This window comes from Streptomyces fildesensis, assembly GCF_016107395.1.
Taxonomy (GTDB): domain Bacteria; phylum Actinomycetota; class Actinomycetes; order Streptomycetales; family Streptomycetaceae; genus Actinacidiphila; species Actinacidiphila fildesensis.
On record NZ_JAAIKO010000003.1, the window covers coordinates 157,476 to 172,475 of the forward strand.

General features: G+C 68.4%; 14 protein-coding genes. 6 read left to right on the forward strand and 8 right to left on the reverse strand.

Annotation, left to right across the window (positions count from 1 at the left end; translation table 11 throughout):
* Positions 1–81: 81 nt before the first annotated feature.
* From C6N31_RS06560 to rpmH, 8 genes are all read right to left on the reverse strand, one after another.
* Positions 82–1,176, reverse strand: coding sequence for a ParB/RepB/Spo0J family partition protein (locus tag C6N31_RS06560; protein WP_138351169.1), 1,095 nt, complete (start codon positions 1,174–1,176; stop codon positions 82–84).
* Positions 1,173–2,222 carry a ParA family protein gene (locus C6N31_RS06565; protein ID WP_138351170.1) on the reverse strand — a complete coding sequence of 350 codons (1,050 nt, stop codon included), beginning with the start codon at positions 2,220–2,222 and terminating at the stop codon, positions 1,173–1,175. Before C6N31_RS06565 ends, C6N31_RS06560 begins: the two co-directional genes overlap by 4 nt.
* A gap of 233 nt (positions 2,223–2,455) precedes the next feature.
* Positions 2,456–3,220 carry a 16S rRNA (guanine(527)-N(7))-methyltransferase RsmG gene (rsmG, locus tag C6N31_RS06570; RefSeq protein ID WP_138351171.1) on the reverse strand — a complete coding sequence of 255 codons (765 nt, stop codon included), beginning with the start codon at positions 3,218–3,220 and terminating at the stop codon, positions 2,456–2,458.
* Between the two features lie 102 nt (positions 3,221–3,322).
* The gene (locus tag C6N31_RS06575; protein WP_138351172.1) at positions 3,323–3,841 is read right to left on the reverse strand and encodes a Jag family protein; all 519 of its coding nucleotides are present in this window, start codon (positions 3,839–3,841) and stop codon (positions 3,323–3,325) included.
* Positions 3,842–3,867: 26 nt separating this feature from the next.
* The gene (gene yidC, locus C6N31_RS06580) at positions 3,868–5,007 is read right to left on the reverse strand and encodes a membrane protein insertase YidC (RefSeq protein ID WP_138351173.1); all 1,140 of its coding nucleotides are present in this window, start codon (positions 5,005–5,007) and stop codon (positions 3,868–3,870) included.
* A gap of 3 nt (positions 5,008–5,010) precedes the next feature.
* The gene (gene yidD, locus C6N31_RS06585) at positions 5,011–5,343 is read right to left on the reverse strand and encodes a membrane protein insertion efficiency factor YidD (protein ID WP_138351174.1); all 333 of its coding nucleotides are present in this window, start codon (positions 5,341–5,343) and stop codon (positions 5,011–5,013) included.
* Positions 5,340–5,711 carry a ribonuclease P protein component gene (gene rnpA / locus C6N31_RS06590; RefSeq protein ID WP_138351175.1) on the reverse strand — a complete coding sequence of 124 codons (372 nt, stop codon included), beginning with the start codon at positions 5,709–5,711 and terminating at the stop codon, positions 5,340–5,342. The genes yidD and rnpA overlap by 4 nt, the downstream gene beginning before the upstream one ends.
* A gap of 19 nt (positions 5,712–5,730) precedes the next feature.
* Complete coding sequence (rpmH, locus tag C6N31_RS06595; RefSeq protein WP_138351176.1) at positions 5,731–5,868, reverse strand: 50S ribosomal protein L34; 138 nt, start codon at positions 5,866–5,868, stop codon at positions 5,731–5,733.
* A gap of 396 nt (positions 5,869–6,264) precedes the next feature.
* Between rpmH and dnaA the strand changes: the two genes are divergently transcribed.
* From dnaA to gyrB, 6 genes are all read left to right on the forward strand, one after another.
* Positions 6,265–8,037: a chromosomal replication initiator protein DnaA gene (gene dnaA / locus C6N31_RS06600; RefSeq protein WP_138351177.1), complete on the forward strand. Its 1,773-nt coding sequence runs from the start codon at positions 6,265–6,267 to the stop codon at positions 8,035–8,037.
* 833 nt (positions 8,038–8,870) lie between these two features.
* Positions 8,871–10,001 (forward strand): DNA polymerase III subunit beta, encoded by a 1,131-nt coding sequence (dnaN, locus tag C6N31_RS06605; RefSeq protein ID WP_138351178.1) that lies wholly within the window; start codon positions 8,871–8,873, stop codon positions 9,999–10,001.
* 65 nt (positions 10,002–10,066) lie between these two features.
* Entirely contained in the window at positions 10,067–10,942 is an 876-nt protein-coding gene (gnd, locus tag C6N31_RS06610; protein ID WP_138351179.1) for a phosphogluconate dehydrogenase (NAD(+)-dependent, decarboxylating), read from the forward strand.
* Positions 10,943–10,973: 31 nt separating this feature from the next.
* Positions 10,974–12,107 carry a DNA replication/repair protein RecF gene (recF, locus tag C6N31_RS06615; protein WP_164295672.1) on the forward strand — a complete coding sequence of 378 codons (1,134 nt, stop codon included), beginning with the start codon at positions 10,974–10,976 and terminating at the stop codon, positions 12,105–12,107.
* Entirely contained in the window at positions 12,104–12,685 is a 582-nt protein-coding gene (locus tag C6N31_RS06620) for a DciA family protein (RefSeq protein ID WP_138351181.1), read from the forward strand. Before recF ends, C6N31_RS06620 begins: the two co-directional genes overlap by 4 nt.
* A 257-nt stretch (positions 12,686–12,942) precedes the next feature.
* Positions 12,943–14,976 (forward strand): DNA topoisomerase (ATP-hydrolyzing) subunit B, encoded by a 2,034-nt coding sequence (gene gyrB / locus C6N31_RS06625; protein ID WP_138351182.1) that lies wholly within the window; start codon positions 12,943–12,945, stop codon positions 14,974–14,976.
* The last annotated feature ends 24 nt before the right edge of the window (positions 14,977–15,000 follow it).

The window sequence follows — 15,000 nt, forward strand, 5'->3', positions numbered from 1 at the left end:
CCCTGTCCCAGGACACTGAGGACAAGCAAAGAGCGGGTGGTGTTCCGGCCGGAACACCACCCGCTCCCCTGAACGGCGGACTCATTCGACGTCGTCGTCGGACTCCTCGTCGAGCCTGCTCTCCAGGACCTTGCCTTCACCGGGGGCCATCGTCCCCAGGATCCGCTCCAGATCCTCTATCGAGGCGAACTCCACCACGATCTTTCCGCGCTTCTGCCCCAGGTCGACCTTCACCCGGGTGTCGAACCGGTCCGACAGCCGGGTGGCGAGATTGGTCAGCGCCGGGGAGACCCGCCGTCCGGCCCTCGGGCCCACCGCCTTCTTCGCGCTCTGCGGCTCGGCGTTCATCAGGGTGACGATCTCTTCGACCGCCCGCACCGACAGCCCCTCGGCCACGATGCGGTGCGCCAGCAGATCCTGATCCTCCCCGTCCTCCAGGGAGAGCAGAGCGCGCGCGTGTCCGAAGGAGATCACTCCGGCCGCGACCCGTCGCTGCACGGGTGCAGAGAGCTTCAGCAGGCGCAGCGTGTTGGAGACCTGGGAGCGTGAGCGCCCGATCCGGTCGGCCAACTGCTCATGCGTGCAGGCGAAGTCGCGCAGCAGCTGGTCGTAGGCCGCCGCCTCTTCCAGCGGGTTCAGCTGGGCGCGGTGCAGGTTCTCCAGGAGCGCGTCCAGGAGAAGCTTCTCGTCCTCGGTCGCCCGGACGATGGCCGGGATGTTCTCCAGACCGGCCTCCCGGCAGGCCCGCCACCGGCGCTCGCCCATGATGAGCTCATAGCGCTCCGGCCCCGCCTGTCGCACGACGACCGGCTGGAGCAGGCCCACTTCCTTGATGGAGGTGATGAGCTCGTTCAGCGCCTCTTCGTCGAACACCTCACGGGGCTGACGCGAGTTCGGCGTGATCGAGTCGATCGGCAGCTCGGCGAAGTAGGCGCTCGGCGCCGGGGGCGCTTCGGCTGCCGGCGGATCCGGCTCTGTTTCACGTGAAACCGGGATGTCCACCGTCGGCGGAGCATCCTGGGCTCTGGAGTTCAGACCGGCGACCTTGGTGGCCGCCAGCAAGCTCCGGTCCGCGGTCAGCAGCGGTACCGCTGACGGCGATGTACCCGCCGATGACGGTGCCGCCGGGATCAGCGCGCCTAGACCACGGCCGAGCCCTCTGCGTCGATCACTCACTGGATCCCCTCCGACATGCTGTGCTGATCATGCTCATTGGTGCCCTCGGCGCCGCGCAACGCCATCTCACGCGCCGCTTCGAGGTAGGACAGTGCCCCGCTGGAGCCCGGGTCGTAGGTCAGCACGGTCTGGCCGTAGCTGGGTGCCTCCGAGATCCGGACCGAGCGCGGGATGCTCGTGCGCAGCACTTCCTTGCCGAAGTGGGTACGCACCTCATCCGCGACCTGCGCGGCGAGCCGGGTCCGGCCGTCGTACATGGTCAACAGGATGGTTGATACATGCAGCTTGGGGTTGAGATGAGCGCGGACCAGATCCACGTTCTTCAGCAGCTGCCCCAGGCCTTCCAGCGCGTAATACTCGCACTGGATCGGGATGACCACCTCGGCGCCGGCCACCAGAGCGTTGACGGTGAGCAGGCCGAGCGACGGCGGGCAGTCGATGAGGACATAGTCCAGCGGCTGCTCATAGGCCTCGATGGCCCGCTGCAGCCGGCTCTCCCGTGCCACCAGGGACACGAGCTCGATCTCGGCACCGGCGAGGTCGATCGTGGCCGGCGCACAGAACAGCCCCTCGACATCGAGGACCGGCTGTACGACCTCGGAGAGCGGTCGGCTCTCCACCAGGACGTCATAGATCGACGGCACATCGGCATGGTGGTCGATGCCCAGCGCCGTGGAGGCGTTGCCCTGGGGATCGAGGTCGATCACCAGCACCCGCGCCCCGTGCAGGGCGAGCGATGCGGCAAGGTTGACCGTGGTCGTGGTCTTCCCGACCCCGCCCTTCTGATTGGCCACCACCATCACTCGGGTCTGAGCCGGCCGAGGGAGCCCCTCGCCGGCCCGACCGAGCGCTTCGACCGCCAACTGGGCGGCGCGACCGATGGGGGTGTCGTCCATCGGGGGCAATGTTTCACGTGAAACATCACCCCCGAATGATTCCGAACGGGGACCGGGGACCGGATCGGTCATCGGCCCCGCGATGTTGGCGTCGGACCGCAAGGATTCACTCTCCTCGACTACAGGCTCGCAATGCACAGAGCCTGCCATGCTTTCGGGGTCGTGAACCAGCGAGGCCCGACTGCCTGTGGATGAATCCACCTCATGGGCCGACTTTGAGGGCTTCTTGGCGCGCGCCTCAGCCGCGGCACGACCGCGGCTGAGGACTCCTGGGAGCAGGGAGCGACGTTTCACGTGGAACACGATGCACAGCGATGTGCCCGTTATCCCGGAGACACTCCGGATTATGTCGTTTTGGCCGTTTGTATGGAGTAGAACGCGCCTCAGTACCGGCGCCGGCCCGAGTTCTTCGCCGCCCGGCTGGCTCGCGCCGCCTTCGCCCTGCGCGTCGCCGCCCGCACGCCGCCGGGGCTCTCCCCGACCACGACCCGCACCACCGTCGACAGCGGATCCACCACGCCCTCGCCGACCTGCACCACCGAGCTCTCCACGGCACCGAGCCGGCCGAGCGCGGCCCGCGCCGCCTTCAGCTCCTCCTCGGCCGTGTCCCCCTTCAGAACGGCCATCTCGCCGTGCGGACGCAGCAGCGGAAGCCCCCAGCCGGCCAGCCGCTCCAGCGGGGCCACCGCGCGGGCCGTCACCACATCCACCGCCGGGAGCTTGCCCACCATCTCCTCGGCACGCCCCCGAACCACGGTCACATTGGACAGCGCCAGTAGCTTGACCACCTCGTCGAGGAACGTGGTCCGCCGCAGCAGCGGCTCCAGCAGGGTGATCTGCAGATCAGGGCGGGCCAGCGCCAGCGGAATCCCGGGCAGTCCCGCCCCGGAGCCCACATCGCACACCGTCATGTCCTGCGGGATCACCTCGGAGAGCACCGCACAGTTCAGCAGATGCCGCTCCCACAGCCGGGGCACCTCACGAGGACCGATCAGCCCCCGGCGCACCCCCGCGTCGGCCAGCAGCTCCGCATAGCGGACCGCATCGGCGAAACGCTCGCCGAACACTGCCTGCGCCTGCTCGGGCGGTGCGGGAAGTTCCGCCGCCGCCTCCGCCGCTGCCTCCGTCACGAGGACTGTCCTTTCCATCGATCCCGTTGCCGCACACCGCGACTTCCAGGCTTACAAGGATCGGCCCCGTCCGCGAGCAGACGGGGCCGACTGAGCCGTACCGGGCCGTGCTCGGCCCGATCAGACCGGAAGCACGACCACCCGGCGCTCGGGCTCCTCGCCCTCGGACTCGCTGCGCAGCCCCGCGGCGGCGACCGCGTCATGCACGACCTTGCGCTCGAACGGCGTCATCGGGTCCAGCTTGACCGGCTGCCCGGTGTCCTTCGCCTCGTCCGCCGCCTTGGCGCCCAGCAGCGCCAGCTCGGTCCGCTTACGGGCCCGGAAGCCACCGATGTCCAGCATCAGCCGACTGCGGTCGCCGGTCTCCCGGTGCACCGCGAGACGCGTCAGCTCCTGCAGTGCCTCAAGCACCTCGCCGTCCCGCCCGACCAGCTTGTTCAGGTCACGGCTGGAGGAGTCGCCGACGATCGAGACAGCAGCTCGCTCGCCCTCGACATCCATGTCGATGTCCCCGTCGAGGTCCGCGATGTCGAGCAGACCCTCCAGGTAGTCGGCTGCGATCTCGCCTTCCTGCTCAAGGCGGGACAGGCGATCGGCGGAGCCGCCGTCGGTCACAGTGGTGCTGTTGCCTTCCGTCACGGATGGGCTCCTCATCAGGTTCTGCACTACTTCTTGGACGGGTGCTTGGGGCGCTGCTGACCCTTGCGCTGTCCGCCCTTGGACGTTCTGGGGGAGCCGGACGCGGTGGAGCCGCCGGACGGCTTGGCGTCCTCGGGCTCCTTCTTCGTCAGGCTCGGCTTGTCACCGGTCTTGTCCGAAGCGGCCGAGGCCGACGATCCGGACGCGGAACCCTGAGCGGCGCCGGCGGCCGTCGTACGGCGCGCCTTGGTCTGCCGCTTCGGCTGCTGGCGGTTGGCGCGGGCGACCTCGACGGCCTCCTTGGCCGCGATCTCCTCGGGCGGCTCCACCAGCTTGCCCTTGGCCCGCAGCCGGTCCTGGCGCTGCTTGAAGGCCAGGCTGCCCGGCGTCGGGTTCCGGCGGATGACGAACATCTGCTGGCCCATGGTCCACAGGTTGGTGGTCAGCCAGTAGACGAGGACACCCACGGGGAAGTTGATACCCATCACGGCGAACATGACGGGGAAGACGTACATCAGCATCTTCTGCTGCTGCATGAACGGCGTCTTGACCGTCATGTCGACGTTCTTCGTCATCAGCTGGCGCTGCGTGTAGAACTGCGACGCCGACATCATGACGATCATGATCGCGGTGACGACCCGGACGTCGGTGATGGAGGCACCCAGCGCCGCGACCTTGTCGGAACTCTCGGTGAACTTGGCCGCCAGCGGAGCACCGAAGATGTGCGCCTTCTTGGCGCTGTCCAGCAGCGGCTGGTTGATCGCACCGATCGTGTCGCCGTTGGCGATGCTGCTCAGCACGCGGTACAGGGCGAAGAAGAACGGCGACTGGGCGATGATCGGCAGGCACGAGGAGAGCGGGTTGGTACCCGTCTCCTTGTACAGCTTCATCATCTCTTCGGACTGTCGCTGCTTGTCGCTCTTGTAGCGCTCCTGGATCGCCTTCATCTTCGGCTGGAGCGCCTGCATGTTGCGGGTCGACTTGATCTGCTTCACGAACAGCGGGATCAGACAGATCCGGATCAGGACCACGAGCGACACGATGGACAGGCCCCAGGCCCAGCCACTGTCGGCGCCGAAGATCTTCCCGTACACCGAGTGGAACTGGACGATGATCCAGGAGACCGGCGTGGTGATAAAACTGAACAGATTCGAGATCGTGTCCACTAATCAGGCTCCTTGAGCATGGGGCGAGGTCTCTGCGGCCGGGCTGGTCTCAGCGACGGCGGAGGGACCGCCCTTGCTGTTGCGCAACAAGTTGCGCAGCCGATCGTGCCACGGGGGGCGTTTACGTGGCGGAACATGATCGACACCACCGGGCGACCACGGATTGCACCGCAGGATGCGCCAGGCGGTCAGTGCCGACCCCTTTACCGCTCCATGCACGTCGATGGCCGTGTACCCGTAGTGCGAGCAGGAGGGGTAGTACCGGCAGACCGGGCCCAGCAAGGGGCTGATGGTCCACTGGTACACCTTGATCAGCGCCAGCAGTGGGTACTTCATCGCGCAACCCCTCCCAGCAGCCGCTGCAGGGCGGCGTCCAGGTCGCGGGCCAGCTGTGCATGGTCAGCACCACCCGCTCCGGGCAGCGCTCGTACGACTACCAGGCTACCGGGGGGCAGCAGGGCCAGCCGCTCGCGTACCAGGTGCCGCAGCCGGCGCTTCACAAGGTTGCGCTGCACGGCTCCGCCGACTGCTTTGCTCACGACGAAACCCGCACGTGCCGGGGGAGTGATCCCCCCCGATACGTGCGGGTCCATGGTCTCTGCCTGCAGATGGACAACCAGAAGCGGGCGACCCGCTCGGCGTCCTCGGCGTACCGCTGCCGCGAAGTCCTGGCGCCGCCTCAGCCGATTCTCGGTGGGCAGCACGGCATGTGACCTGTTGCGATCAGGCGGACAGGCGGGCGCGGCCCTTGACGCGGCGCGTCGCCAGGATGGCGCGGCCTGCACGCGTGCGCATCCGCAGACGGAAGCCGTGGGTCTTGGCGCGGCGGCGGTTGTTCGGCTGGAAGGTGCGCTTGCTCACTCGGGGGCTCCAGGGAAAATCGGATGAGGCGGGACGTCGCCTGGCTGTCACCGTGCGCCCACGAAAAACTCGCGGACCATTTAGGTGCACCGCTTGACGATCTTCCAGGGGGTCCCGGTAGATCCTCGCCCATCGGTAGGCAGGCGGCAGCAGCCATCGACAACTCGACCTCGATACGGTACGTGCGGTTGACCCATCCGGTCAAACCGGGGTCACCTGGGGCTCCGTTTGTGCACAGCCTGTGGACAACGACTTGAACCACTGGGCCTGCGCTGACTACCGTGGCCGAACTCGGGCATCTACCGCACACCCGACCCGACATCCTTCCCGTCCGTCCCAAGAACCACACCTTCGTGGGATTCCTCGGCACCACCAGCGACTGAGAGAGCGTGCACTGTGGCTGACGTATCTGCCGATCTAGCCGCAGTGTGGCCCCGCGTACTCCAGAAGATCCTGGTGGAGAGCGAGGACCTCAAGCCGAAGGACGCGGAGTGGCTCAAGCGCACCCAGCCGCTCGCCCTCGTCGCGGGCACCGCGGTGCTGTCCGCCCCGAACGAGTTCGCCAAGAGCGTCCTCGAAGGGCGCCTGCTGCCACTGATCACCGAAGTCCTCAGCCGTGAGTTCGGACACCCGGTCGGCATCGCCATCGCCGTCGCGTCCGGCGGCGACCAGGACGGTCCGGCGCCGGCCCCGCAGGAGCCGGTCCAGGAGCCCGCTCCGTACGGCCAGCACCGGCGGGAGTACGACGAGTCCTACGACCGGCCGCAGTCCGACCGCCCGTCCCACGACGACGGCCCCCGGATGCGCCGGGCCTACCCCGACCACCCGCCAGGACGCCCGGGCACCGACGAGTGGCCGCCCCGGCCCGCCGCCGACGACCCCTGGCAGCAGCCGCGGCTCGGCGGCTTCCAGGAGCGCGACAGCTACCAGAGCGACCGGGACCGCTACCCGGCGGACCGCGACCGTGAGTCCTATCCGCCGGCGCCGCAGTCCGGCTACCGGTCGCAGCCGCCGGAGCGCGACCGGCACGACTCGGGGCGCCACGACTCCGGACCCCGGGACGGACACCGCGACCAGCAGGGCCGCCACGACCAGGCGCCCCCCGGCCGCAGCAGCCAGGGCAGTGCCCCGAACGAGCCGACCGCCCGGCTGAACCCGAAGTACCTCTTCGACACCTTCGTCATCGGCTCGTCGAACCGGTTCGCGCACGCGGCGGCCGTGGCGGTCGCCGAGGCGCCGGCCAAGGCCTACAACCCGCTCTTCATCTACGGGGAGTCCGGGCTCGGCAAGACCCACCTGCTGCACGCCATCGGGCACTACGCGCGGAGCCTCTACCCCGGCACCCGGGTGCGGTACGTGAGCTCGGAGGAGTTCACCAACGAGTTCATCAACTCCATCCGCGACGGGAAGGGCGACACCTTCCGCAAGCGGTACCGGGAGATGGACATCCTGCTGGTCGACGACATCCAGTTCCTCGCGAGCAAGGAGTCGACGCAGGAGGAGTTCTTCCACACCTTCAACACCCTGCACAACGCGAACAAGCAGATCGTGCTCTCCTCCGACCGGCCGCCCAAGCAGCTGGTCACCCTCGAGGACCGGCTGCGCAACCGCTTCGAGTGGGGCCTGATCACGGACGTCCAGCCGCCCGAGCTGGAGACCCGGATCGCGATCCTGCGCAAGAAAGCGGTGCAGGAGCAGCTCAACGCCCCGCCCGAGGTGCTGGAGTTCATCGCCTCGCGTATCTCGCGGAACATCCGCGAGCTGGAGGGCGCGCTGATCCGCGTCACCGCGTTCGCGAGCCTGAACCGGCAGCCGGTGGACCTGCAGCTCACCGAGATCGTCCTCAAGGACCTGATCCCGGGCGGCGAGGACTCGGTGCCGGACATCACCGGGCCCGCGATCATGGCGGAGACCGCGGCGTACTTCGGTCTGGCCGTGGACGACCTGTGCGGATCCTCGCGCAGCCGGGTGCTGGTCACCGCCCGTCAGATCGCGATGTACCTGTGCCGTGAGCTGACGGACCTGTCGCTGCCGAAGATCGGCGCGCTGTTCGGCGGCCGCGACCACACGACGGTGATGCACGCGGACCGCAAGATCCGGGCGCTGATGGCCGAACGGCGGTCCATCTACAACCAGGTGACCGAGCTGACGAACCGCATCAAGAGCTGATCCTGAGCGCGTCCAGGGCCCGTCCAGGGCTCGGACAACGGCCTCAATCACGGCCTCAATGACAGCTGAAGCACGGTGGAAACGTTCAGCGCCCCGGGAGTCGAACTCCCGGGGCGCTTCTTTTTGTTCGAATCCCGGGTCCTGACCGGGGCTTCTCCACAGGTTGGGCCGGAAACGGCCGTCCACACCCTGGGGACTGGGAAGTTGTCCCAACTGCCTCCACAGGCAGGCCCGCTGCATACTCATCAGGCGAGGTCAGTGGGTTGTGGATTTGTGGGAAACCTTCGTCCACAGCCTGTGGACAGAGATTGTGGTTACCGGTCGGTCCGGAGGTTGTCCACCGGCCGCCCACAGCCTGAAGGGGGTTGTACACAGCTTCTCCACACGTTTGTCCACTGTTCGGCAACAAAACGGCGTCTGTCCCCGGGGAGAGTGAACCGCGTCACACCAAGGGGGTGGATTGGGCTGGGGAGAACCCGGGTATTTCTGGGGACAGTGCTGGGGAGAAGTGGGGGTCCCCTGTGTATGCGGTGTGCACAACTTCTGGCTGTCCACAGAAGCGGGTGGTTATGCACCGCCTCCGCCCACAGGCGCGGTGGATAAAAAACGTGCTCTGACCTGCGCAGGAACCACTTATCCACGGTATCCACAACACCTATTACTACGACTACGTATAGATAACTGGGAACCTGCTTGGAAGCATGGGCTGTGAACAACTCGGGCCGGAGCCGCCCGACACCGCCCTGCCCGGCTTGACCTCAACCCGCACCGACTGTCGGCGGCGGCTGTCAGACTGTTCACCGACAGCCAGCAACAAGCAGGAGGCGGTTCCGGTGAAGATCCGGGTGGAGCGCGACGTACTCGCCGAGGCAGTGGCTTGGGCAGCCCGCAGCCTTCCGGCCCGTCCCCCGGTACCGGTCCTCGCCGGACTGCTGCTGAAGGCGGAGGAGGGCAGGCTCAGCCTCTCCGGCTTCGACTACGAGGTCTCGGCCCGGGTCGCGGTCGACGCGGAGGTCGAGGAGGACGGCACGGTCCTCGTTTCCGGCCGCCTGCTCGCCGACATCACGCGGGCACTTCCCAACAGGCCTGTGGAGATCTCCACCGAGGGCTCCCGGGTCACCGTGGTCTGCGGCAGCTCGCGATTCACACTCCACACCCTGCCTGTGGAGGAGTACCCGGCACTGCCCGCGATGCCGGTCGCCTCCGGCACGGTGCCCGGTGAGGTCTTCGCCGCCGCGGCCGCCCAGGTGGCCATCGCCGCCGGCCGTGACGACACCCTCCCGGTGCTGACCGGTGTGCGGATCGAGATCGAGGGCGACACGGTCACCCTCGCCGCCACCGACCGCTACCGCTTCGCGGTCCGCGAGTTCATGTGGAAGCCCGAGCAGGCGGACATCTCCGCGGTCGCCCTGGTGCCCGCCAAGACCCTGCTGGACACCGCCAAGTCCCTGACCAGCGGAGACACCGTCTCCATCGCGCTGGCGGGCTCCGGCGCCGGTGAGGGCCTGATCGGCTTCGAGGGCGCCGGGCGCCGCACCACCACCCGGTTGCTCGAAGGCGACCTGCCCAAATACCGCACGCTCTTCCCGACCGAGTTCGCCTCGGTCGCCGTCATCGAGACCGCGCCCTTCGTCGAGGCCGTCAAGCGCGTCGCGCTGGTCGCCGAGCGGAACACCCCGGTGCGGCTGAGCTTCGAGCAGGGCGTCCTCACCCTGGAAGCCGGCTCCAGCGACGATGCACAGGCTGTGGAGCGGGTCGACTCCAAGCTCGACGGCGACGACATCTCGATCGCCTTCAACCCGACGTTCCTGCTGGACGGGCTCAGCGCGATCGACTCGCCGGTCGCCCAGCTCTCCTTCACCACCTCCACCAAGCCCGCGCTGCTCAGCGGCCGCCCGGCGGTGGACGCGGAGGCGGACGACGCGTACAAGTACCTGATCATGCCGGTGCGCCTCTCCGGCTGAGCCGGTCGCGCGGGGCCGTCGTAGGCTCGGTCTAGGTCAGGCACGCTTCGAACGAAGGATCTGTGATGGAGCTCGGTCTCATCGGTCTCGGCAAGATGGGCGGCAACATGCGCGAGCGCATCCGCCGCGCGGGCCACACCGTCATCGGCTACGACCGGAACCCGGACGTCGCCGATGTCCACAGCCTCAAGGAGCTTGTGGACACCCTCAAGGGTCCGCGGGTCGTGTGGGTGATGGTCCCGTCCGGTGCGGCCACCCAGTCGACCATCGACGAGCTGGCCGGCCTGCTCTCCCCCGGCGACATCGTCGTCGACGGCGGGAACTCCCGCTGGACCGACGACGAGAAGCACGGCGAGGAGCTGAAGGCCAAGGGCGTCGGCTTCGTCGACTGCGGCGTCTCCGGCGGTGTCTGGGGCCTGGAGAACGGCTACGCGCTGATGTACGGCGGCTCCGCCGAGGACGTCGCCAAGGTGCAGCCGATCTTCGACGCGCTCAAGCCCGAGGGTGAGTTCGGCTCGGTCCACGCGGGCAAGATCGGCGCCGGCCACTTCGCGAAGATGGTTCACAACGGCATCGAGTACGCGATGATGCAGGCCTACGCCGAGGGCTGGGAGCTGCTGGAGGCCGTGGACTCCGTCACCGACGTCCGCGAGGTCTTCCGCTCCTGGCAGGAGGGCACCGTCATCCGCTCCTGGCTGCTCGATCTGGCGGTCAACGCGCTGGACGACGACGAGCACCTGGAGAAACTGCGCGGCTTCGCGCAGGACTCGGGCGAGGGCCGCTGGACGGTGGAGGCCGCGATCGACAACGCGGTGCCGCTGCCGGCGATCACCGCATCGCTGTTCGCCCGTTTCGCGTCCCGCCAGGACGACTCCCCGCAGATGAAGATGATCGCGGCGCTGCGTAACCAGTTCGGCGGCCACGCGGTCGAGAACAAGTAGTAGTCATTACCGGGGAGGCCGGCGCACAGCCATGCACGTAGCGCACCTGTCGCTAGCCGACTTCCGTTCTTACGCCCGGGTCGAGGTACCGCTCGACCCGGGCGTCACCGCTTTCGTGGGCCCCAACGGGCAGGGCAAGACGAACCTCGTCGAGGCGGTCGGGTACCTGGCCACGCTGGGCAGCCACCGGGTGGCCTCCGACGCGCCGCTGGTGCGGTCGGGGGCGGAGCGCGCGGTGGTCAGGGCCCAGGTGGTGCAGGGCGACCGCCAGCAGCTCATCGAGCTGGAGATCAATCCGGGCCGGGCGAACCGGGCCCGGATCAACCGTTCGAACCAGGTCCGGCCGCGCGATGTGCTGGGCATTCTGCGGTCCGTGCTGTTCGCGCCCGAGGACCTCGCCCTGGTGAAGGGCGACCCCGGAGAGCGCCGCCGGTTCCTCGACGAACTGCTCACGACCCGCACCCCGCGGCTGGCGGGTACCCGTTCGGACTACGAGCGGGTGCTGAAACAGCGCAACACGCTGCTGAAGAGCGCGGCGATGGCCCGCAGGCACGGCGGCAAGGGCGGGGACCTGTCGACGCTGGACGTCTGGGACCAGCATCTGGCGGGCGTCGGCGCGGAGCTGCTCGCGCAGCGCCTGGACCTGACGGCCGCGCTGCAGCCGCTGGCCGACAAGGCGTACGAGCAGCTGGCTCCCGGGGGCGGTCCTGTCGCGTTGGAGTACCGCAGTTCGATCGGCGAACGACTCGCCGGAGCGAGCGGCCGGGAGGAGTTGTCCGGGCTGCTGCTGGAGGCACTGGGCGAGTCCCGCAAGCAGGAGATCGAGCGGGGGGTGACGCTCGTCGGCCCGCACCGTGACGATCTGCTGCTGAACCTTGGCCGGCTGCCGGCGAAGGGCTACGCGAGCCACGGCGAGTCCTGGTCGTACGCGCTGGCGCTGCGGCTGGCGTCGTACGAGCTGCTGAGCGCGGACGGCAGGGAGCCGGTGCTGATCCTGGACGACGTCTTCGCCGAGCTCGACGCCAAGCGCCGCCGGCGGCTGGCCGAGCTGGTGGCGCCGGGCGAACAGGTACTGGTCACCGCGGCTGTGGAGGACGATGTGCCGGATCTGCTGGCAGGGGCGCGATTCGCCGTCGAGCAGGGCGCAGCGGAGCGTGTGTCATGAGCGGGCAGCTGCCGGCGGACGGCCGGGACGCGGGAAAACCGGCCGCACCAGGAGCACCGGACGCGGACACCCCGGGCGACGGGCTGTCCGGCGTCGACCTGGCGCGGGTCGCGCTGCGCGCCGCCAAGGAGCAGGCGCGGGCGCGGGGCGCGGCGACGCAGCAGAAGAAGCAGGCGCGCCGCGGGGGCCTGCGCAGCGGTGCGCGCGCCGACGGCCGGGATCCGCTGCCGCTGGGTGCCGCGATCAGCCGGTTGATCACCGAGCGCGGCTGGGAGGCGCCGGCCGCGGTGGGCGGGGTGATGGGCCGCTGGCCGCAGATCGTCGGTGAGGACATCGCGCAGCACTGCGAGCCGGCGAAGTACGACGAGGAGGAGTGCGTCCTGACGGTGCAGTGCGACTCGACGGCGTGGGCGACGCAGCTGCGGCTGCTGGCTCCGACGCTGGTGGCGCGGCTGAACAGCGATCTGGGCCATGGCACGGTGAAGTTGATCAAGGTGCTGGGCCCGATGGGGCCGCCGCGTACCTACGGCCGGCTGCGCGCGCCGGGCAGCAAGGGCCCGGGCGACACATACGGGTGAGAGCCGTGGGTCCGCTGAGACCCTGCTCACCGTAGTCGAGGGTTGACAGCCGGAAGCCCTGGACGCCTGCGTGAGCCGTTTCTGGCCCTGGTCCACGTGTAGGGAGTCGGGTGAGTGCGGTTCAGGACGGCACGTGGGAACTCAGGTACCGGCAAACACCCATTCATGTCGGCGCTACCGGTAGACTGATACGTAAGCCGCCCAGTCGCGGTACATGTCGAACGACGCAGCCGATCCCGCTCGGCGGGAGACGGCTCGTGCTGTGCCAGAAAGGGCGCTTCGTGGCCGATTCCGGCAACCCCAACGAGAACTCCAGTCCGGTCTACGACGGCAGCGCGATCACCGTGCTCGAGGGCCTCGACGCGGTCCGTAAGCGTCCGGGCATGTACATCGGCTCCACCGGTGAGCGCGGCCTGCACCACCTCGTCCAAGAGGTGGTCGACAACTCGGTCGACGAGGCCCTCGCCGGGCACGCGGACACCATCGACGTGACGATCCTGGCGGACGGCGGCGTGCGCTGCGTCGACAACGGCCGCGGTATCCCCGTGGACATCGTCGCGTCCGAGGGCAAGCCCGCCATCGAGGTCGTCATGACCGTGCTGCACGCGGGCGGCAAGTTCGGCGGCGGCGGCTACGCCGTCTCCGGCGGTCTGCACGGCGTCGGCGTCTCGGTCGTCAACGCGCTGTCGACGAAGGTCACCGTCGAGGTCAACCGCGACGGCTTCCGCTGGACGCAGGACTACAAGCTGGGTGTTCCGACCGCTCCGCTGGCGAAGAACGAGCCGTCGTCCACCACGGGCACCACGGTGACGTTCTGGGCCGACCCGGACATCTTCGAGACCACCGAGTACTCCTTCGAGACGCTGTCCCGGCGGCTGCAGGAGATGGCCTTCCTCAACAAGGGCCTGACGATCACGCTGACCGACGAGCGGGAGTCGGCGAAGGCCACCGTCGGCGCCGAGACGGTCGAGGAGCCGGAGGACGCGCCCCGGGTGCGTGCGGTGAAGTACTACTACCCCGGCGGCATCGTCGACTTCGTGAATCACCTCAACTCCCGCAAGGGCGAGCTGATCCACCCGACCGTGATCGACATCGAGGCGGAGGACAAGGAGCGGCTGCTCTCCGTCGAGGTGGCGATGCAGTGGAACACCCAGTACACCGAGGGTGTCTACAGCTTCGCGAACACGATCCACACCCATGAGGGCGGTACGCACGAGGAGGGCTTCCGTGCGGCGCTCACCGGGCTGGTCAACCGCTACGCGCGCGAGAAGAAGTTCCTTCGCGAGAAGGACGACAACCTCGCTGGCGAGGACATCCGCGAGGGTCTGACGGCGATCATCTCGGTCAAGCTGGGCGAACCCCAGTTTGAGGGCCAGACGAAGACCAAGCTGGGCAACACCGAGGCGAAGACCTTCGTGCAGAAGGCCGTGCACGAGCACCTCACGGACTGGCTGGACCGCAACCCGAACGAGGCCGCGGACATCATCCGCAAGTCGATCAACGCGGCCACCGCGCGGGTCGCGGCCCGCAAGGCGCGTGACCTGACCCGTCGCAAGGGGCTGCTGGAGAGCGCGTCGCTGCCGGGCAAGCTGAGCGACTGCCAGTCGAACGACCCGACGAAGTGCGAGATCTTCATCGTCGAGGGTGACTCGGCCGGTGGTTCCGCGAAGTCGGGCCGTAACCCGCAGTACCAGGCGATCCTCCCGATCCGCGGAAAGATCCTCAACGTCGAGAAGGCGCGGATCGACAAGATCCTGCAGAACACCGAGGTCCAGGCGCTGATCTCGGCGTTCGGCACCGGTGTGCACGAGGACTTCGACATCTCGAAGCTCCGCTATCACAAGATCATCCTGATGGCGGACGCCGACGTCGACGGTCAGCACATCAACACCCTGCTGCTGACGTTCCTCTTCCGCTTCATGCGCCCGCTGGTCGAGGCCGGCCATGTGTACCTGTCGCGCCCGCCGCTCTACAAGATCAAGTGGAGCCGGGACGACTTCGGGTACGCGTACTCGGACCGCGAGCGCGACGCGATGATGGAGATCGGCCGCCAGCAGGGCAAGCGGGTCCGGGAAGACGCGATCCAGCGCTTCAAGGGCCTCGGCGAGATGAACGCCGAGGAGCTGCGGATCACCACCATGGACATCGACCACCGTGTGCTCGGCCAGGTCACCCTGGACGACGCCGCGCAGGCCGACGACCTGTTCTCGGTGCTGATGGGTGAGGACGTCGAGGCGCGGCGCTCGTTCATCCAGCGCAACGCCAAGGACGTCCGCTTCCTCGACATCTGAGTCGGCCCCACCGCCGCCGCCCGA

Coding starts and splice junctions, on each gene's coding strand:
- C6N31_RS06620 (WP_138351181.1), top strand. CDS start 12,104: ATGAGCGGGCAGCTGCCGGCGGACGGCCGGGACGCGGGAAAACCGGCC.
- C6N31_RS06565 (WP_138351170.1), bottom strand. CDS start 2,222: ATGGCAGGCTCTGTGCATTGCGAGCCTGTAGTCGAGGAGAGTGAATCC.
- rsmG (WP_138351171.1), bottom strand. CDS start 3,220: ATGGAAAGGACAGTCCTCGTGACGGAGGCAGCGGCGGAGGCGGCGGCG.
- gnd (WP_138351179.1), top strand. CDS start 10,067: ATGGAGCTCGGTCTCATCGGTCTCGGCAAGATGGGCGGCAACATGCGC.
- yidD (WP_138351174.1), bottom strand. CDS start 5,343: ATGAAGTACCCACTGCTGGCGCTGATCAAGGTGTACCAGTGGACCATC.
- recF (WP_164295672.1), top strand. CDS start 10,974: ATGCACGTAGCGCACCTGTCGCTAGCCGACTTCCGTTCTTACGCCCGG.